The organism is Silvibacterium dinghuense, assembly GCF_004123295.1.
Classification (GTDB): domain Bacteria; phylum Acidobacteriota; class Terriglobia; order Terriglobales; family Acidobacteriaceae; genus Silvibacterium; species Silvibacterium dinghuense.
Genome location: NZ_SDMK01000001.1, coordinates 2,264,960 through 2,284,593, shown reverse-complemented (window position 1 = coordinate 2,284,593; position 19,634 = coordinate 2,264,960). Strand labels below are relative to the sequence as shown.

Sequence of the window (19,634 nt, the reverse complement as noted above, 5' to 3'; positions counted from 1 at the left end):
CTCCAGATTACTTCCGTTTGAAATCGCGATGAGAAGAGGCAGCGCAGGCCCCTGGGGCATCCGGTCAAACCTCGAGAGCACTCACCTGCGCGATATAACGCTTCGAGTCGAACTTCTTCCCGGTGGAAGCTCCGGACATAAAACGGATGGTCCCGAAGATCGGCCGGTCAAACCAGGGACGATCATGCACCCCGCCGATAGCCCATGCGATGCCGCTGTAGCCGTTCGGATCGCGGCCGTCGAGCTCGTACTTGTCATTCAGAATGACGGCCCACTCCCAGGCGATAGCCGGATTCGGCGCCCATTCGAGAATCTTTTTCGCCCAGTACATGCGCAGATAGTTGTGCATCCAGCCTGTCTTCACCATCTGCACCTGCCCGGCGTTCCAGAGCTCATCGCAGGTCTCACCGCGCTCGAGCTCCTCAAGCGCATACCCGGGATCGCGCCGGTCCCGGCTGTGCTCCTCGAGCGTCTTTTTCGCCCATTCCGGCGCGCACTCGATCGAGTCGTAGCCGGGCACATGCTTCACAAAGTTCACCGAGAGCTCACGCCAGCCGATCAGCTCGTCCAGGTAGGAGTCCCGCGCAGCCTGCGTTGCGTGGCCCGCCGTCACCGCATCCTCGACGGCGAGTGCGATGGTCAGCGGCGAAATGTGGCCGAAGTGCAGATAGGGCGACAACTGGCTGGTGCCATCGACCTCGGGATGATTACGCTGCGTATCGTAGTGTGCGAGCTGATGCTGCACGAAATGCCTCAGGCGCTTGAGCGCTGCGTGCGTGCCACCGGTGAAGTGATCCACGGGCTTTACGGAGCGATCGAAGTCACGCCAGCCATGCGTGACGTCTTCCCGCACAGCGAAGTGCTCGAAGCCACGCGGCTTCGCCCAGCGATGCTGCGCTTTCGCGTTCTCGAGCGGATGCAGATATCTCGGCAGCTCGGCATGCAGCTTTGGCCGCATGTTGTGCAGCATGTAGAAGTGCCTGGAGAAGATCGACGAAGGCACGACAACATCGGCATCGACAGTCCAGAACGGCAGGGAGAGCCGCCGGGCGAGCACCTTGCGCCAGCGCTCCGGCTCGCGGCAGGGATTCTCGTCTCCGATGACCATGGCTGCGCCCACTTCCCCGAGCAGCGCCTCAAGAGAATTGCCCGGAGGACGACGAACGACGAAAGCGATATTCCGCTCGGCGAGATCCTCCTCGATGTCTGCGAGCCCCTGGTTGAGAAAGCAGTAGTGGCGCAGATTTGCGTGCGGAAAATTCGAGATAGCCGAGAAATACACAACAAGCGGCAAACCCAGTTCATTGGCAATAGCCACAGCGAGATCGACGGCCGGATTGTCGAAGCCGCGCTGAGCACGCTGCATCCAGTAAACGACGCATTTGCCCTCAGGCAGAGGCGCGCCGCCGCGGCGCACGGTTACGCGCGGATCGTCAGCGAGCACTTTCAGAAGGGCAGGTAGCTCTTCCTTGCTCTTTTCCGGGGTCTTATCTGCCTTCGCCGCCATGCATGCTCTCCACTTCCCTGCTCTCCACCTCTAAGACTAGAGTCTGTTATGGACTTTCCCACGGCGGCGCTGGGAGCCAATTTTTACGAGATCGAGGAGCGAGTTGCGACGGATATCGGGCCATATCCTAGCAGCGAGCGACGAAGAGGTCGGGAAAATTGGCCCCAGCCCTTCGGGTTGCGGGGAAAATCGGCCCATACTTCGTTGTCGGCCTCGCCTAGGAATCGCCTATGTCTTCGGCCTCCGTCTCGTCTGGGCCGATTTTCCCCAGCAACGCCGCTCGCGCGAAAGTCCATAACAGACTCTAGATGCATGCGCGTGGACATTTCCCCGGTGAGTCTTCGCTTCAATCCGCACGAAGAGTTGCGGGCAAACGAAAGAGGCGGCTCCAAGCCGCCTCCCCTGTGTTGCGAAAAAGAGAACTCAGCTCACCATTGTCCCCATGCGCGAGCGATGTAATCGGTCAGCGGCAGGGTGATGAGGATGAAGAAGGTGAACAGTCCGGCAGCCACGGTGAGCTTCGTCAACCGCGAGCTGCTCTTGACATGCATGAGGTAGAGCACAACCAGCACGGCCTCGATCACCGCAATGCCGATGGCAATCACCGCATTAAAAATATGGAGATTCAGAAAGGACGCTCCGACCGTGGCACCGGTGAGCAGCAAGAGCAGAACGAAAACAACGAAATGAGCCTTCGGGTCAGTACCGTGCTGGGTTGATTCGGACATGGCGAAATCCTCGGAGAAAGCGGTCACTGATGCCGGCTGATGAGATAAAGCAGTGGAAAGAGGAAATTCCACACAATATCGATGAAATGCCAGTAGAGACCGAAATTCTCGACGGTGTTGGTGTGGCCGCTGGTATATGCCCCTGCCCGGGCACGGAAGATCAGACCGGCGAGCACGCAGATGCCGATGATCATGTGCAGCGCGTGCATGCCGGTCATGGCGAAGTAGAGCGAGAAGTAGACCTGCGTCTTCTCGGCCATGTCGAGCGGCAATGCCGGCTGTCCGGGATAAGCGGGATTGACGTGGACGAAGTCGCTGACGCTGAAGTTAAGTCCCGGAACGTGGTGCTGTTCCCACTTCTCGCGATATTCACTGGCCTTGATGCCTAAGAAGACGAGGCCGAGCAGGAGCGTGATCGAGAGCCAGCGAACGAGCGCCGCTTTGCGGCCTTTCTGGGCCGCGTATACGGCCAGCGACATGGTGAGACTCGAACAGATGAGGATGACTGTATTGATGGAGCCGAGCAGAACCGAGAGCTGATGGCTGCCGGCGACAAAAGCCGGGTAATACCAGGTGCGGTAGACGAGATAGGCGACGAACATCCCGCCAAAAAACATGAATTCCGTGAGCAGGAAGAGCCACATGCCGAAGCTGGTAGCTTCGCGCTGCTGCTCGACGCTTTCGAAGTGGTGGCGCAGGAAGGGCGGGTGATCGTGCCCGGCGTGCGCGTGCTCCGGATGGGTTGCGATCGCGTGGCTATCCAACGGTGTGCACCTCGTTCCTGGTCTTATTTGCCAGCCACTCATAGTCGTAGGCCTCGTAATCTACGACCGGGGTTTCAAGGAAGTTTTCTACGACCGGCGGGGACTGGATCTGCCATTCGAGGCCGGTGGCCTGCCAGGGATTCGGGCCGGCGATCTTACCGTACTTTAGAGACCAGGTGAGATAGAGCATGGGCAGCAGATAACCGACGCCCAGCACCGTCGCTCCCGCGGTCGAGAGCACATTGAGCACCTGGAACTCCGGCGGATAGGCCGCGTAGCGGCGCGGCATGCCGAGATAGCCGAGGATGAACTGCGGGAAGAAGGTGAGAATAAACCCGATGAAGGTGACCAGGGCCGCCAGCTTCGACAGGTTTTCCGGGTACATGCGCCCGGTAATCTTCGGCCACCAGAAGTGAATGCCGGCAAGGAAGGCCATCAGCATGCCGCCGACCATCACAAAGTGGAAGTGAGCCACGATGAAGTAGGTTTCGGTCAGATGCACATCCATACCGAGCGAACCGAGGAAGACGCCCGTCAGGCCGCCGATCGTGAACAGCCCCATGAAGCCGAAGGCATAGAGCATCGGCGTCTCGAAGGTGATGGAACCTTTATAGAGCGTCGCCGCCCAGTTGAAGATCTTGATGGCCGAGGGCACCGCCACGAGCATGGTGAGCAGCGAGAAGATGAGCGCCGAGTAGCTCGATACGCCCATGATGAACATGTGGTGCTCCCAGACCAGGAAGCCGAAGACGGCAATTGCCACCGAGGAAAAAGCCACCGCCGTGTACCCGAAGACGCGCTTGCGCGAGAAGGTGCTGATCACCTCGGAAATGACGCCCATGCCAGGCAGGATCATGATGTACACGGCGGGGTGTGAGTAAAACCAGAACAGATGCTGGAAGAGCAGCGGATCGCCGCCTTTTGTCGGGTCGAAGACGCCGATGCCGATGGTGCGCTCCAGCACGACCAGCACCAGCGCAATGGCCAGCACCGGAGTACCGAGCACCATGAGGATGGACGCCGCGTAGTTCGACCAGATGAAAAGCGGCAGCCGGAACCAGGTCATCCCCGGCGCGCGCATGCGATGCACCGTGACGATGATATTGATGCCGGTGAAGATAGAACTGAAGCCGGTGACGAAGATCGCAAGGCCGGCAGTAATAACGTGGGTATTGACGTAATGCGTGCTGAGCGGCGTAGTGAAGGTCCACCCGGTATCGACGCCGCCGGAGATGAGCGCGGCCAGCACCATGATGCCGCCGATCGTGTTCAGATACCAGCTCAGCAGATTGATCTTCGGAAACGCCAGGTCTTTGGCTCCGACCATGATCGGAACCAGGAAGTTGCCGAGCGTGCCGGGCACCGATGGCACCAGGAAGAGGAAGATCATGATGATGCCGTGCATCGTAAAGACTTTGTTATAGGTATCGGCCGCGAGCAGATCCGTCTGCGGCGTTAACAACTCGAGCCGGACGAGCCCGGCCATCGCGCCGCCAATAAAGAAAAAGAAGGTGATCGTGATCAGGTAGAGGATGCCGATGCGCTTATGGTCACGGGTGAGCAGCCAGCTCTTGAGGCCGTACTCATTATTCAGATACGTATGCTTCGGCAACGTCGCGGTCGTCTGGTCGGGGAGGCTGACGATAGTACTGCTCATTGGCTCACCACCTTGGGCTGTGCTGCTGAGGCCGGATGCGCGGCAGCTTCACCGCTATGCCCCGCACCGGAAATGCCCTCCTGCACTGCATTCTGGACCTGGCTGGTATTCAGTGTCTGCTGGATGCGGAAGTTGGAGTGCAACGATTTGATGTACTCGACAATATCGATCAGCCCCTCTTCACTGATCTGCCCCTGATAGGTCGGCATGATGGGGGCGTAGCCGGCAGTCTGATGCATGGTCGGGTTGAGGATCGAATCGCGGAGGAAAGCGTCGTCCACCATCGCATAGCCGCCGCCGGAAAGGGGAAGCTTCGCGCCGTACACCTGCGCCAGATTGGGACCGCGCGCCGCGGCATCTCCCGAATGGCAGCTGTTGCAGCCGAGGCTCGCGAAGAGGCGCTCCCCGTTCTGTGCGAGCGACATGCCGCTGGTCGAGCCCGCCGTCCACGCCTCGTAATCCTGCTGGCTCATCGCCGTAATCGTTCCGATCATCTGTGAGTGCAGCGTGCCGCAGTACTGCGTGCAGAAGAGGTGATACTCACCGGGCTGTGTCGCCTCGAACCAGACCGTCGTGTAGCGGCCGGGGATGACCTCGCGCTTCACGCGGAAGGCGGGAATCGAGAAACTGTGGAAGACGTCCTGCGAAATCATGGTGAGCTGCACCGGCCGGCCTACGGGGATATGCAGCGCGTTGATCTCGTGCTGGCCACCCGGATGCTCGGCCTTCCACATCCACTGCTTGCCGACCACATAGATGTTCATGGCGTTGGTCGGCGGATTGAAGATACGGAAGTAAAGCAGCGCGCCCCATACGAAGGTGACCATGAAGAGGGCCAGCGGAATGATGGTCCACGTGGCCTCCAGCAGCGTAGAGCCTTCGATCTGCGTGGCCTCCGGGCTGCGCTCCTTGCGATAAAGAACGGAGAAGACCGTAACCAGCAGCACGACCAGGACAAAGCCGAAGATGGAAATCGCGACGAGATAGAAATAGAGCGCGTCGGTATAGGGCGCAATGCCCGACGCTTCGGGTGGGAAGATCGCGAAGTGCGTCAACCACTTGACGAGGAATTGCCAGAGAACGGGGCTGATGAAAGTGTGCATCGCGGTTATCCGAGCGCGGCTTTCCGGGTCAGCTTCCGGGCTTCGCGTACGTCGCGCCGGAAGTTGATCACCATGTAGGAGCCAAGAATCAACATCGTAAGAAGACATCCGGCCTGAACGATGCGGGCAATTAACAGGTCATGCCGGTTGAGCAGCGGGTTATAGCGGTAGCAGTAGGTGAGAATGGCATCGACCGGCGTGCCGATCTTGCCCTGCGAGGCCTCGACCAAGCCAAGCTGCAGATCGCGCGACGAGTAATCGACACCGAGGTAGTACTGGGCGAGCACACCGCCCGGCGTCACGAGCTGAATGGCCGAGGCATGCGCGAACTCCGTCATCTTTCCGTCCGGTCCCGGAACGCGTGTATAGCCGTACCCTACGGCCTTTGCCAGAGCGTCGATCTCAGGCTGTTGACCGGTGAGGAAGTGCCAACCCGCGGCGGTCTGCGGACGGCCATAGCGCTTCACGTAGTAGGCCTTGCTCTTTGCCGCATCCGCCGGAGTCTCGGCCGGATCGATGCTCACAAAGAGAACATTGAAGTCCTTGCCCGGTGAGAACTTCACCATCTCCAGCGCGCCGACCAGACCGTCGATCTCTTCCGGGCAGAGCATCTTGCAGCGGTAGTAGACGAGGCCGAGAATCGCCGGCTTCTGACCGAAGTAGTCTCCCAGCTTCACCGTCTTTCCGGCTTCGTCACGGAAGGTGAGATCGAGCGGAAGGCGGGTGTTGAGCTTCTGGGTGATGGCCACACGCTGAATCAGCGCAGGAGCCTCATCGCGGATAGGACCGGCCTGCTTCGAACCATAGTCGGAGACCTGCGCCCGGGCCGGAGCCCATGCCAGAGCAAGGATCGACACCCCGGCCAGCAGCGAGAGCATCCGCATCATGCTCGCTGCTGCCTTCCGGATTGTCTTCGCCGTCTGCATTCTGGTTCGCATTCCCGAGAGTCCTGTTTCTGCCTGCTAGTTGTTATTTGCCTTGCTGGAAGCCTGCTCGCCGGCCAGCTTCGCCGTGCTGTTTTCTTCCTGTTCAAACGCTGTCGGCGCGAAGCCGTCGGTGAGCGGCACCTGCACAACAGGCTTTGCATCCCCGGTCATCAGCGGCGCCGGATTGGCCACAGCCGGAGCGACAGGCAGGCCGCGCTGGGCGATCAACTCCATCGCCCGGTCGATGGGAATGCGCACCTTGGTGTGCGAGTCGTCGATCCAGCTGTAGTGATCGAGCAACAGGTCTTCCCTGCGATGAAGATCCGCAAGATCCTGATTGCCGTCATCCGTCTCCAGGCGCGGCGTGGGAAATTTCTGCGTGAGCTGATGGAGCTCCTGCTGTTCCTGCACCGGGGCCGGCTCCATGTTGCGCAGCTTTCCGGCCGGCTCCGCACTGGAAGCATTCCACTTGTTCACCGGGCCATCGCTTTTTTGCAGGACGTTGTTGATGACCTTGCCCATGCCGAAGCAGAAAAGGAAGAAGACACCGACAGTGACCAGCAATCCGACCAGGAAGACCAGAATTCCCTGGGCACTGACATCGGTGACCTCATAGCCCTCGCGGAGCGACTCCTGCATCTCCGGAGAGGGATGGCCGTGAGCGTTGTTTTCGGGCACGTCATGCGGATTATGCGTGGGCATGTTCGGGCTCCAGGATCTCGGCGAGATGAGGATCGTTGACGGCTACCAGCGGACGCTTCGTCAGCTGCGTGAAGTAGTACGCCATCCAGATGGCGATCATGGCCACCGGCACAGTCGCATACTCCAGCATGCCGAAGGAGAAATGCAGGTTGCGGCGGGCATCGGCGAAGTTAGGCTCGATGAGCCACCACATATCCCAGCAGCGGGCGAAGATCATGATGCAGCAGACCACCACCAGGCGACCCTTGATGCGCTTGAGATCGCGCGAGAGCAGCAGGGAGAACGGAATCAGCCAGTGGAAGATCACGTCCAGCGTGGCGATCACGCCCCAGTTGCCGCGGATACGGTCGAGATACCAGGGAATCTCTTCCGGCGAATTGCCCGACCAGATGATGAGGAAGGATGCGAACGCAAGATACATGTTCAGCATCGTGAAGGCGAAGCAGAGCTTGCCGAGATCATGCTGCTCGGTGACGCGGAAGATGGTCTTGATCGGTTCGGCGGGCGAAAGGCCAATCAGGGTAAGGATCACCAGCGCCAGCACGCCATATCCCTGGCCGACGAGGAACTGCAATCCATAAACCGTCGAATACCAGGTGGGGTCAAGCGACATGACCCAGAAGATGGAGCAGCCGGTGAGCAGGATTGCGTAAGTGACGACACCGACGCCGCTGATGTTCTCGAACTTCGTCTGCCAGTAGGGCACGCGCGGCTCAGGGTCCGCATCGCGCTGCAGGGACCACTTGTTCAGCAGGTAGTCAAAGAGGAACCAGATAGCGAATGCGACGAACGAGTAGATCCAGAAGACCTTCGGGTTCAACAGGCCGTGCTTGAAGATGATGGCATGCGCCTGCTCATTGGTGATGAGCTTCTGCTTTGCCGCTTCGGCCGCATTGGGGTATTGCGCCCACAGGTAGAGCTTCCCGTAGGTGACGCCGTAAATCGCGATCGGAATGAAATAGAGGACCGGCAGCAGCAGCGTGCGGCTCATCGCCTCAAGCGGCCGCCGCACCAGCAGGCCCCATTTGCCGCCGGAGAGATACTGCACCATCAGCAGCGCCTGTCCGCCCACGGCGAAGCCGAAGGTGATCATCAGCCCCAGCAGCCAGGCGCGGAAGAAGTGATTCCAGCCGTCGCCGCTCAGAAAGGCCAGAACGATGCCGATTGCCGCGAAGATGACGCCGATCACCAGCGCCCTCGTGCGCCATCCGGCGACGAAGGCCGGGGCGGCGAGCTCAGCAGGCAGCGTGCGGGTTTGATGTCGTTGGCTCATGCGCGTCTTCCACGATCCTCAGTGCGTTGATCCTGCGGCTGCAGGACTGGTGTTCTTCGTTCCGGCCGGGCTCGTCTCCGGGTTCATCGGCGAATGATTCTTTGAGGCTGGAGCAGCCTGATCTTCTTCCGGAGCTCCGGCGGCTACCCTTCCGGTCGGTTTCGCGGAAACAGCGGTCTCCGGCATGGCCCACGCCCCGGCATAAGCGGCCGGCAGTCCCTCCTGCTCTGCGATGCTGGAGAGGGGCTCGACCTGCGTGCCCTGGGGCACATCCGCAGTGGTCGCGTTCTGGCTGAGCTGCAGCGCGCGAATATACGCGGCAACGGCCCAGCGGTCAGCCGGAGGCAGCTGCGCCGAATAATCCGGCATGGCGCCGTAGCCGTTCGACATGACATAGAAGTAGTGGCTGAGCGGCTCGGCCAGCCGCTTCGGATCATGAAAATTGCCTGCCGGCTTGTAGCCGCGCTGCACGATCATGCCCGCGCCATTGCCAACGCGGGAATGACAGGGTGTGCAATAGACATTGAACCGTTCCTGCCCGCGCTCGAGCACGGTCATGGTCACCGGAAAAGGCATCGCATCCTGCTCTTTGCCATCCACAAGACCGGTGTAGAAATACTCGTCCTCATGCAGCTGACCACGAGCCACCGTGTGCTCGACCTGCGGACGCGCGGAGCGGCCGTCGGCGAAGAAGTCGGTGCCGCGCTGCGGGATGAACTTGGGCTGGTCGTGCATGTCCTGACGGCAGCCGACGGCCAGCAGCAGCACGGTTGCTGCGGCCAGCCTGAGCCCTGTGCTCTGTGCTCTGGTCCCTGTATTAATACTCCACCTCCACCACCGAAACCGGATCGAGCGCTTCAAGGAAGGCCCGCGAACCGGCGACTTCGAACTTCGGATCGGTCGACTCAAGGCACAGAAAGAACTTGTCACTGGTGGCGCCATTGCGGAAGTTGGGCGCGTGAAAGAGCGGGTGGTAGGGCTGCGGCAGGCCGTTCAGCGCCAGCATGCCGAAGGCTGCGGAAAGGCCGGCAAAGAGAATCGTCCACTCATAGGCCGGAACCACGAAAGCAGGCCAGGAAAAATAAGGACGGCCAGCGATATTCAACGGATAGGCGACGAGCGAAATCCAGGTCTCGAGGCTGAACATGGCCGCCACGCCCAGCAGGCCGCCGATGAGGCAGACCAGCGAGACTTCGTTCTTATGAAAACCGATGGCTTCGGCTGCTTCTTCCACCGGATACGGCGTATAGCAGTCCATGCGGCGATATCCCGAGGCATAGGCGGCCTCAGCCGCGTGCACCAGCTCGGTCGGAGTGTCGAATTCGGCCAGCAGGCCGTAAGTTCCTTCAAGCACAGGCATCAGTCACCGGCCTCCGGAAGAGGTTCGCCCTCGGCGCGCACCTTGGCCTGGGGCAGCATCATGCGAATCTCGGACATCGGAATCATGGGCAGGAAGCGCACAAAGAGCAGGAAGAGCAGCGTGAACAGTCCCAGCGTGCCGGCGAAGGTCGCATAGTCCCACTTGGTGGCGCGATAGGTGCCCCACGACGACGGCAGGTAGTCGCGGTAGAGACTAGTGACGACGATGACGAAGCGCTCGAACCACATGCCGGTGTTCACGATGAACGACATGATGAACATGGCCGGCACGCTCCTGCGCACGGCACGGAACCACATCAGCTGCGGCAGCGCAATGTTGCAGGTGATGAGCACCCAGTACGACCAGCCCATCGGCCCGAACATGCGGTTCCACATCATGAAGTATTCCCAGTGGCTGCCGGAATACCAGTACGACATGAAGACTTCCATGGCGTAGCCGTAAGCCACGATGAGACCGGTGGTCAGCATCACCTTGGCCATGTTGTCCATGTGGCGCAGGGTGATCAGGTCTTCCAGGTGATAGAACTTGCGAATCGGCACGGCCAGCGTGATGACCATGGCGAAGCCCGAGTACACGGCGCCGGCCACGAAGTAGGGCGGGAAGATGGTGGTATGCCAGCCAGGCAGCAGCGCCACGGCGAAGTCGAAGCTGATGACCGTGTGCACCGAAAGCACCAGCGGCGTCGCCAGACCGGCCAGCAGCAGCGAGGCCGTCTCATACCGTACCCAGTGACGTACCGAGCCGCGCCATCCGAGCGCCGCGAGCCCGTACACATACTGTCCGAGCTTCGATTTTGAGCGGTCGCGCAGCGTGCCCAGGTCGGGCACCATGCCGATGTACCAGAAGACGACCGAGATGGTCGCGTAGGTCGAGACCGCGAAGACGTCCCACAGCAGCGGCGAGCGGAACTGCGGCCAGACATTCATGGTGTTGGGATAGGGGAAGAGCCAATATCCCAGCCATGGGCGGCCGACGTGAATCAGCGGGAACATACCGGCGCAGACCACGGCGAAGATGGTCATGGCTTCGGCGAAGCGGTTGATGGAATTGCGCCACCCCTGCTTGAAGAGCAGCAGGATGGCGGAGATCAGCGTGCCCGCGTGGCCGATACCGATCCACCATACAAAGTTGATGATGGCAAAGCCCCAGGCGACCGGGATGGTGATAGCCCAGATACCGACGCCGCGCAGGAAGAGCCAGGTGACGGCGGTGAGCAGCATGCCCACGAAGCCGCCGGCTAGCACAAAACCGGCAAGCCAGCCGAGCGGGGTGTGCGGCGTCAATACGATGTTCGAGATCTTCTCGGTGACCGACTTGAAGGTGTGGCCTGGGGCCACCGTCACGTATTCGCCGGTGACCGGGTCGAGCATCGGATCATTCAAGGGTTCTTTTGTCGCCATGGCTCAGCCCCCTTACCCTTCACTCGAGTCGCCGGTGGACTCGCCGCGCGCCGCGGCCAGCTCCGGGTTGATGTTAAGCACCTCTGCGATATATGTGGTGCGTGGCCGGGTATTGAGGTCGGCCAGCACACCATATGTGCGCAACCCCTTTTTCAGCTTGGTCACGCGGCTGGCGCCGTCGTTGATATTGCCGAAGACAATCGCATCGGTGGGGCAGGCCTGCTGGCACGCGGTCACCACCTCGCCGTCGCGGATATCGCGGTTTTCCTTGTCCGCTTCGATCTTGGCTGCGTTGATGCGCTGCACGCAGTAGCTGCACTTCTCCATCACGCCGCGCGAACGCACGGTCACATCGGGATTACGGCCGAGCTTCAGACTCTCGGTCTCGAAATCGGAGAAGAGCAGGAAGTTGAAGCGGCGCACCTTGTAGGGGCAGTTGTTCGAGCAGTAGCGCGTGCCCACGCAGCGGTTGTAGACCATCATGTTCAGCCCTTCGGGCGTATGCACCGTCGCGCCCACAGGGCAGACCTGTTCGCAGGGAGCATTCTCGCAGTGATGGCAGGTCATGGGCTGCAGATGCGCGCGCGGCGCAGCCAGATCGCCCTCGTAATAGGTGTCGATGCGGATCCACTGCATGATGCGGCCCATCGTCACCTGGTGCTTACCGACGACCGCATTGTTGTTCTCCGCATAACAGCTCACCACGCAGGCGTTGCAGCCTACGCAGGAGTTCATGTCGATCGACATGCCCCAGGCATTTTTGTCATAGCGGTAAGCCGGGAACATACTGCTGGTGGGCTCGGGCGTTTCGTGGCCTTCGCCCTCGTGCGCGAAGCCGGGATGCGCCTTGTACTCCTCGAGCGTCGCGTAGCGGATGATGCCGCGGTCGAGCGCCTCATTGCCTTCGATCGAATGCGTACCGCTGCCGTCGCCGCCAACACTGACCGAGCGCTGATCGATGTAGTGGCTCTTGGTCACGGCGAATCCCCACACATCGCCCGTCTTGCGGACCTTACTCACCGGAGCGAAAAGCACCGCGTCCGAGGTGCGAACCTGGTAGGCGTTAAAGCCAACCCCGCCGGCCACGCGGCCCATCTTGCGGCCCTGTCCGAGATGCAGCGTGATCTGCCCGTCCGCATGACCGGGCACAGCGAGCGCGGGAGCCAGCACCTTGTAGCTGCCTACGGTGATTTCAAGCACATCGTGCTCGCTGGCGCCGATCTTCTCGAGCGTCGCATAGCTCATCAGTGCCGCGTTATCCCAGGAAAGATTCGTCACCGGGCGCGGAATCTCCTGCAACCAGCCGACGTTAGCGAAGCGGCCATCATAGACACCGTAGTCAGGGCGGAAGACGACCTCGAGCGCGTCGCCTGCGGCCTGCGCTGCGGGAGCCGGAATCGATGCCTTGCCGCTGCCGCCTTTCGGCGTGTAGGCCGTATTCGCGATGAAGCCGTCATGCAGCAGCTTGCGCCAGCCGAAATCCGCATCGCCCGGCTTGCCGGCAGCCTGCGCAGCCCAGTTGGCGCGCACTGCGTCATACGCCGATGTATCAGGATCATCGAGCAGCGACTGCACGACTTCATGCGCCGAGTGCCCGCCGTAAAGCGGACTGATGAGCGGCTGCACGATCGACGCCGTACCGTCATAAGCACGCGCATCCGACCACGACTCAAGGTAATGCGTTCCGTTGATATGCCAGTCGGTCGCGAGACCCGTCTCATCGCGGTGCAAACCGAGATGCGCGCTGGCCTTCACCCTGCCCAGCGCATTCTCGAATTCGAGATCGGCTGGAGCGGAGTAGACCGGGTTCGCATTGAGAATCACCAGCCACTCCACCTTGCCGGCATTCATGTCCGCGACCAGTGCCTTCAGCTCGTCGCCCTGGATCGTCGGCATCGGGTTGACGGTCTCGGTGTAGACAACGGTCTTGCCGACATTGCCGAGCGCATCGTTGATGGCCATGGCCGCCAGATGTACGCTCGCCGGCTGCTGCTCGCCGGGAATCACCACGCACTTGCCGGCATTCGCCTTCAGGTCTTTGGTTGCGAAGTTAAGGAACTTCTGTGCGTCATCGGACCACGCATAGCCCGCAGGCGCCGAGCCCGCGCCGAGGCCAGCCGCCAACGCTGCGGCAAATCCTGCGATATCGCTCGCACGCAGTGCGAGACGGTGCTCGGCCTTGAGCCCTGTGGTCGTGGTCATGCTTTCGACCACATAGAGGCGATTCATGCCATCATCGTTTTTTTCGAGACGGCGGCGATTCGCATAGTCCTTCGATAGACGATGGAAGCCGGGATGCGTTGCACCGGAGAGAAAGTCCGCGTCGAGCGAAAGGATCACATCCGCCGCATCGAGCTTGTACTGCGCATCGGCGTAGTCCCCGAAGGCAGCCTTCGAAGCCGCATATGCAGAGTCGCGATTCACCGGGTCATACTGCACCAGCTTCGCCTGCGGATATGCAGCCTGCGCCTTCTTCCACTGCGCAGCGAAGGTCGGCGAAGTAACCGTGCCGGTCAGGAAATAAAGTCCAGCGCCGCCGGATGATTTTCTCTCCGCCACAGCCGCGCGGAAGGTCGCAAGAAACGCAGCCCACTCGCGCGTCTCATCGCGGTAATAGACTTTCTGTGAACGGTCGGGATCGTAGAGATCGAGCAGCGTTCCCTGGGTCAGCGGATCGGAGCCGCCCTGGTTGTAAGGATGCTCGGGATTGCCATCGACCTTGATGGGACGATATGCATCGCTCTTGACCAGAAGCGGTACGGCGCCGGTCGGAAACGGAAAGGCCGTCGCGAAGTACATCGGCTTGCCAAGGACCAGATCCTCCGGCGCCTTGACGTATGGATAGATCGGCTCGTCGGGCTGCTTGGTGCAGCCGGCAAGACCGGCCAGCGCCATCGATGCGCCCATCAGCTTGAGGAAGCCGCGACGCGAGACTGGATCGATCCACTCCGAGCTGTGCTGCGGAAACTCTTCGGCCACCGCTGCGTCGAACTCCGGCGTGCCGGCAAGTTCGTCGATCGAGCGCCAGTAGCGCTTGCCCTTCTGCCCGGCGAGCTTCTGCCGCACCTCGGCCAGCGTGAGCGTTGTTGTTCCCTTCTGCATGTCAGGCCCATCCACGCCGTGATTTTTTGTCATGGCATCGTTCATCGGTGGCATACCTCGCAGCTCGACAGTTCACGCGAAGAACGGATGTTGTAGTGCTCGATGAGGAAGCCGCCAAGCGCTTCCTGGCTGGTGAACTTCGTATAGTGCAGGCTGGAGGCGGGCAGCATCGTCGCTGGAGTATCGCTCACCTGCGCCGGCATCTGAGCCTGCGCAAAGAGCGCGGGCGAAAGCTTCAACGATGCCAGCTGCGGATCGCCTCCGCTGGAGGAAGGATCGCTGGTGGTGCAGGTCACCGACTGCGCCGTCGGCGTGCCGGTCTTCTTGTCCGCGGCTGCGCACCACACGGGATTCAACTCCGATGCGCCTTTCCACGCCATGTTGTAGATCTCGCTCGTGGGGCGGATATTCTTCCCCGGATTGCGATGGCAGTTGAGGCACCACTCCATCTGCAGCGTGTTCTGCTGATACATGATGGGCATCTCGTCGACGCGGCCATGACAACTCGAACAGCCCATGCCCTTGTTCACGTGGATCTCGTGGTTGAAGTAGACGTAGTCAGGCAGATCGTGCACCTTGGTCCACACGATCGATTGACCCGTGGCCCAGCTCTGCCGCACCGGCTCGAGCAGATCGGCGTTGGTCCAGATCTGCGCATGGCAGTTCATACACGTGCGCGTCGGCGGAATGCCCGCATAACTCGACTTCTCGACGGAAACGTGACAGTACTGGCACTGCAGGCCAAGGCCCTGCACGTGATGCTTATGGCTGAATGGCACGGGCTGGTCGGCGCGCTGTCCCTGCCGCGTCACCCAGGGGGAGCGCTGCAAGGTATCGAGTGTCACGCCCAGGGCAATGATGATGAAGCCAGTAAGAACCAGACTCATGCGGGCCAGCGCGTTGGAGCTACGGTCGAAGATCTGCGCCATGAATTGCTTCCCTGCTTCCTCGAACTCCTTAAAGTGTTTCGAGTACCAGAAGCCTGCCACGCCCGCGTTGAGAGCGTTCTTCGGCACTCCGGCTGCGCTTGTCTTTCGCAGCCCGTAACGCACCGCTCAAAAATGAAGCAACACTATAGCAGGCAAATCAAGTCACTCTGCAAGAGCCAAGGACAAAGAAATGCAAAAAAGTTTTCGATACTTCTACTTAGGAAACAGCGACTGCTTCGGTCGCCAATCTGAAATACAAAACCACGCACAAGGCCGCACCCGCAGCAGACTGCTCCCCGCGATACCCTGATTTCCATGAATGACGGACGCCGTGCCCCGCGCTATGACATTGTTCAGGCCTGCCGTGAGCTGGCCGAAGCCGATCCGAAACTGGGTGAACTGATCGCCCGCGCCGGCCCGTATACGCTGCGGGTCAAGAGCCAGCATTCCCCCTTCGAGGCGCTGCTCGAGTCGATCATCTATCAACAGCTGCACGGCAAGGCCGCGGCCGCAATCCTCAAGCGGCTCATCACCTGGTTTGGCGAATATCACCCGACACCGGAACAGATACTCGCTGCGCCGGAAGAGGCCCTGCGCGGCTGCGGGCTTTCTGCGGGTAAGCTTCTCGCACTGCGCGACCTCGCGGCGAAGACCATCGACGGCACCGTGCCAACGCTCACACAAATCCGTCGTCTTTCCGATGAAGAGATCCTCGCGCGGCTCACCTCGGTACGCGGCATCGGACCATGGACGGTCGAGATGCTGCTGATCTTTCGTCTCGGGCGCTCCGATGTCTTTCCGGTCAGCGACTATGGTGTGCGCAAGGGATTCGCACTCACCTTCAAGCGCCTGCCGAAGAGCAAGCCCTTCGACGCCTCCATGCTGGCCAAGCCGGCAGAAATGCTGCGCCGCGGCGAACGCTGGCGCCCATGGCGCTCGGTGGCGAGCTGGTATTTATGGCGCGCCTGCGATCTTGCCGGATCGGCGTCTCCACCGCCGGAATAAGCGGCCATTTTGCAACTATTTCAGTTACATATTGCCTGCAACCAGGCAAACATGCAGCTTTGCAATAAACCGCGCCAGGCGCAAACAGAGCAGAAGGAGCACTCGCAGAGAAGAAATATTCGGGGAGAAATGCCCAGGCTCAGGCTTGCCGGGGAACAGGCGATAATGTCTCTGAGGAATCTCCCCTACCATGCCCGCACCCGAGCGCTATCTCTGCATTCATGGCCACTTCTATCAGCCGCCACGCGAGAACCCATGGCTCGAGACCGTCGAAACACAGGACTCGGCCGCTCCCTATCACGATTGGAATGAGCGCATCACCGCGGAGTGCTATGCGCCGAACGGCGCCGCGCGCATCGTCAATGCGGAGAACCGCATCGTCCGCATCCTGAACAACTACGGCTGGATCAGCTTCAACTTCGGGCCCACCCTGCTCTCCTGGCTCAAGGAGAATGCGCCGCGTGTCTATCGCATGATCCTCGACGCCGACCTTTACAGCCGCAGGCGCTTCTCCGGCCATGGCTCGGCGATGGCGCAGGTTTACAACCACATCATCATGCCGCTGGCCTCGCGGCGGGACAAAATCACCCAGATCCGCTGGGGTATTGCGGACTTCCAGTCCCGCTTCGGCCGCCTGCCGGAGGGCATGTGGCTGGCCGAGACCGCGGTCGACTCCGAGTCGCTCGACCTGCTGGCTGCCGAAGGGATTCGCTTTGTCGTCCTCGCACCCCGCCAGTGCGCGCGCGTGCGTCCGCTGGTCGTTGCCGCGGAAGCAGAAGCGGCCTGGTCCGAAACGCCGAATGCTTCCGTCGACACGACGCAACCCTACCGCGTGAAGCTGAAAGACGGCCGCAGCATCGCCATCTTCTTTTATGATGGCCCGCGCTCGCAGGCCATTGCATTCGAAGGCCTGCTGAACGACGGCGAGAGCTTTGCAAAGCGCCTGCTGAGCGGATTCAACGACCCCTCGCGGCCGCAGCTGGTGCATGTCGCCACCGATGGTGAGACCTATGGGCACCATCATCGCTACGGCGAGATGGCGCTGGCCTTCGCCCTGCGCTGGATCAGCACGGGCGAGCACGCCAGGATCACGAATTACGGCGAGTATCTGGAGAGGTTTCCACCCCTATCGGAAGCCCAGATCGTCGAAAACACCTCCTGGAGCTGCGCGCACGGCGTCGAGCGCTGGCGCTCGAACTGCGGCTGCAACAGCGGTCATCCTGGCTGGAATCAGCTCTGGAGACAACCGCTGCGCGAGGCGCTCGACTGGCTGCGCGATACCGTCGCCCCGCTGGTACGCACTCTGGCTGAAGGACTCTTTACCGATCTCGACCGCGCCCGCAACGCCTACATTCAGGTGGTGCTCGACCGCGAAAAGCGCGACGCCTTTCTCTCGCTGTATGCCAGGCAGGGCCTGGGTCCGAAGCAGCTGCAGCAGGCGCTGGAGCTGATGGAACTGGAACGCCATGCCCTGCTGATGTACACCAGCTGCGGCTGGTTCTTCGACGAAATCTCCGGCATTGAAACAGTGCAGATTATCGCCTATGCCGCCCGCGTGCTGCAGCTGGCCGCCAGGCTCTTTGGCGAGCCCGGCGCCGCGCTCGAAGCCGAGTTCCTCCGCCTGCTCGGCGAAGCGAAGAGCAACGTGCCGGAACGCAAGGACGGCGCAGCCATCTACGAAGAGTCAGTGAAAGACATGTGCGTGGGCCTCGAGCAGGTGGCAGCGCACTACGCCATCAGCTCCATCTTCAAGGCCTACGGAGACCAGACCGATCTCTTCTCCTACGTCATCCGGCGCAAGAGCTACGAGGTCGTGAGCTCAGGCCGCGGACGCACCGTCATGGGCCAGGCACACATCTGCTCCAACCTGACAAACGAAGAAACGACCGTCTGTTTTGCCGTGATGCACTTCGGCGACCAGAACATCACCGCAGCCGTGAAACCGTGGAACGACGCCGATGCGCCGGCCTACGAGGAGTTCGTGCAGCAGGTACGCACAGCCGTCATCCGCGCCGACTTCCCGTCTGTCGTGCGTCTCTTCGACCGCTTCTTCCCCGGCCCGTCGTACTCCATCCAGTCACTCTTCCGCGATGAGCAGCTGCGCATCGTCGACCTGATCCTGAAGAGCACGATGTCCGAGGTAGAAGACAGCCTGATCAACATCTACCGCGATCAATCGGCATTGCTGCACTTCCTGAGCCAGAGCAAGCTGCCGCGGCCTGCGGCCTTGAGCACCGCGGCGAATTTCGCCATCAACGCCGGCATCCGCCGCGCACTCGAGAGCGAACCGGTGGATGCCATCGAGATGCGCTCCTACCTTGGACTGGCGCGCGCCGACGGCGTCACGCTGGACAAGCAGTTGCTCAGCTACATTGCCGACCAGAAGATGAAGCGGGCAATGATCGAGCTGCAGGACGAGGTCGACGAAGGCACGGAGAGTACAACCGATCTCGAGAACGCATTGCTGGTGGCGCGCACCGTCTCCGAGCTGCCCTTCGAACTGAACCTCTGGCAGGCGCAGAACATCTGGTACGACATCTACCGCCGCATGGGACAGTCATGCAGTATCGACCCGACGGCCTGGTGCCGCCGCTTCTTCGAGCTCGGCAAGCTGATGCGCATCTCGGTGGACGAGCTGGTGATCGAGGAGGAGCCGCCGCATCCAGCCGCACAGGCTCACGCCTGAAGCTCGCCGTCTCAGGCCGTCAACTGCACACTGGTGCTGTCCAGCTCGAGAGTGGACGGTGTGAAATCGAGATCGCTGTCGACGATCGACACGGTGGTGTAGAGGTCGGCGGCGATCTCGGTGACCGTCTGTCCCTGCTGGTACAGATCGCGGATCTGCTGGGTCAGTGTGGGCTTCGGTTCCCCACCGCCGGAGTTCTCCGCAGCGGCGTTGTTCGAAGCCGAGCCCGACGAGGAGTCGGACAGCGAGGAGATCGGAAAGGACGGCTCTACTGCCTGGGCAGCAGAGTACAGTGACGTAACGGAAAGGCTCATGGGGCACCCTCCTGGAAGAGATCGTTTATCCCTGGGTCGGCATAGGTTCTCCACTAAGGACATCGGAACGATGGCTGCTTTTTGAGAGGGGTGTCTGAATTTGAGACACTGGCTCCAGAAGCGGCGATTCCGATATCTCAAGCCCCGCTGAGCGGAG

General features: G+C 61.0%; 16 protein-coding genes. 2 read left to right on the top strand and 14 right to left on the bottom strand.

Features of this window, described 5'->3' with window-relative positions; translation table 11 throughout:
* Positions 1 to 64: 64 nt before the first annotated feature.
* The 13 genes from ESZ00_RS09050 to ESZ00_RS08990 all read right to left on the bottom strand — a co-directional run bounded on the left by ESZ00_RS09050 (position 65) and on the right by ESZ00_RS08990 (position 15,472).
* On the bottom strand, positions 65 to 1,507 hold the full coding sequence (locus tag ESZ00_RS09050; protein ID WP_129207756.1) for a deoxyribodipyrimidine photo-lyase: 1,443 nt from the start codon (positions 1,505 to 1,507) through the stop codon (positions 65 to 67).
* A gap of 428 nt (positions 1,508 to 1,935) precedes the next feature.
* On the bottom strand, positions 1,936 to 2,235 hold the full coding sequence (locus tag ESZ00_RS09045; RefSeq protein ID WP_129207755.1) for a cytochrome C oxidase subunit IV family protein: 300 nt from the start codon (positions 2,233 to 2,235) through the stop codon (positions 1,936 to 1,938).
* Between the two features lie 23 nt (positions 2,236 to 2,258).
* Positions 2,259 to 2,999, bottom strand: a complete 741-nt coding sequence (locus ESZ00_RS09040; RefSeq protein WP_229741065.1) for a cytochrome c oxidase subunit 3 family protein — start codon at positions 2,997 to 2,999, stop codon at positions 2,259 to 2,261.
* A complete protein-coding gene (gene ctaD, locus ESZ00_RS09035; protein WP_129207753.1) occupies positions 2,992 to 4,656 on the bottom strand; it encodes a cytochrome c oxidase subunit I in 1,665 nt (554 codons plus the stop codon). The genes ESZ00_RS09040 and ctaD overlap by 8 nt, the downstream gene beginning before the upstream one ends.
* Positions 4,653 to 5,759, bottom strand: coding sequence for a cytochrome c oxidase subunit II (coxB, locus tag ESZ00_RS09030; RefSeq protein ID WP_129207752.1), 1,107 nt, complete (start codon positions 5,757 to 5,759; stop codon positions 4,653 to 4,655). Before coxB ends, ctaD begins: the two co-directional genes overlap by 4 nt.
* A 5-nt stretch (positions 5,760 to 5,764) precedes the next feature.
* Positions 5,765 to 6,697: an SCO family protein gene (locus tag ESZ00_RS09025; protein ID WP_229741064.1), complete on the bottom strand. Its 933-nt coding sequence runs from the start codon at positions 6,695 to 6,697 to the stop codon at positions 5,765 to 5,767.
* 24 nt (positions 6,698 to 6,721) lie between these two features.
* A complete protein-coding gene (locus tag ESZ00_RS09020; protein ID WP_129207751.1) occupies positions 6,722 to 7,387 on the bottom strand; it encodes a hypothetical protein in 666 nt (221 codons plus the stop codon).
* Positions 7,374 to 8,660 carry a hypothetical protein gene (locus ESZ00_RS09015; protein ID WP_129207750.1) on the bottom strand — a complete coding sequence of 429 codons (1,287 nt, stop codon included), beginning with the start codon at positions 8,658 to 8,660 and terminating at the stop codon, positions 7,374 to 7,376. Before ESZ00_RS09015 ends, ESZ00_RS09020 begins: the two co-directional genes overlap by 14 nt.
* 18 nt (positions 8,661 to 8,678) lie before the next feature.
* Positions 8,679 to 9,428 carry a c-type cytochrome gene (locus ESZ00_RS09010; protein ID WP_229741063.1) on the bottom strand — a complete coding sequence of 250 codons (750 nt, stop codon included), beginning with the start codon at positions 9,426 to 9,428 and terminating at the stop codon, positions 8,679 to 8,681.
* A gap of 49 nt (positions 9,429 to 9,477) precedes the next feature.
* A complete protein-coding gene (locus tag ESZ00_RS09005) occupies positions 9,478 to 10,020 on the bottom strand; it encodes a DUF3341 domain-containing protein (protein WP_129207749.1) in 543 nt (180 codons plus the stop codon).
* Positions 10,020 to 11,441: an NrfD/PsrC family molybdoenzyme membrane anchor subunit gene (gene nrfD, locus ESZ00_RS09000; RefSeq protein ID WP_129207748.1), complete on the bottom strand. Its 1,422-nt coding sequence runs from the start codon at positions 11,439 to 11,441 to the stop codon at positions 10,020 to 10,022. Before nrfD ends, ESZ00_RS09005 begins: the two co-directional genes overlap by 1 nt.
* Positions 11,442 to 11,453: 12 nt before the next feature.
* Positions 11,454 to 14,576 (bottom strand): TAT-variant-translocated molybdopterin oxidoreductase, encoded by a 3,123-nt coding sequence (locus ESZ00_RS08995; protein WP_229741062.1) that lies wholly within the window; start codon positions 14,574 to 14,576, stop codon positions 11,454 to 11,456.
* An 8-nt stretch (positions 14,577 to 14,584) separates the two neighbouring features.
* Positions 14,585 to 15,472, bottom strand: coding sequence for a cytochrome c3 family protein (locus ESZ00_RS08990; protein ID WP_129208027.1), 888 nt, complete (start codon positions 15,470 to 15,472; stop codon positions 14,585 to 14,587).
* A gap of 315 nt (positions 15,473 to 15,787) precedes the next feature.
* Between ESZ00_RS08990 and ESZ00_RS08985 the strand changes: the two genes are divergently transcribed.
* Together ESZ00_RS08985 and ESZ00_RS08980 are read left to right on the top strand one after the other, a co-directional pair.
* Positions 15,788 to 16,477 carry a DNA-3-methyladenine glycosylase family protein gene (locus ESZ00_RS08985; RefSeq protein WP_129207747.1) on the top strand — a complete coding sequence of 230 codons (690 nt, stop codon included), beginning with the start codon at positions 15,788 to 15,790 and terminating at the stop codon, positions 16,475 to 16,477.
* A 190-nt stretch (positions 16,478 to 16,667) separates the two neighbouring features.
* Positions 16,668 to 19,163 (top strand): DUF3536 domain-containing protein, encoded by a 2,496-nt coding sequence (locus ESZ00_RS08980; RefSeq protein ID WP_129207746.1) that lies wholly within the window; start codon positions 16,668 to 16,670, stop codon positions 19,161 to 19,163.
* Between the two features lie 11 nt (positions 19,164 to 19,174).
* Here ESZ00_RS08980 and ESZ00_RS08975 read toward each other — a convergent pair whose 3' ends face one another.
* Positions 19,175 to 19,477, bottom strand: a complete 303-nt coding sequence (locus tag ESZ00_RS08975) for a helix-turn-helix domain-containing protein (RefSeq protein WP_129207745.1) — start codon at positions 19,475 to 19,477, stop codon at positions 19,175 to 19,177.
* Between the last annotated feature and the right edge of the window lie 157 nt (positions 19,478 to 19,634).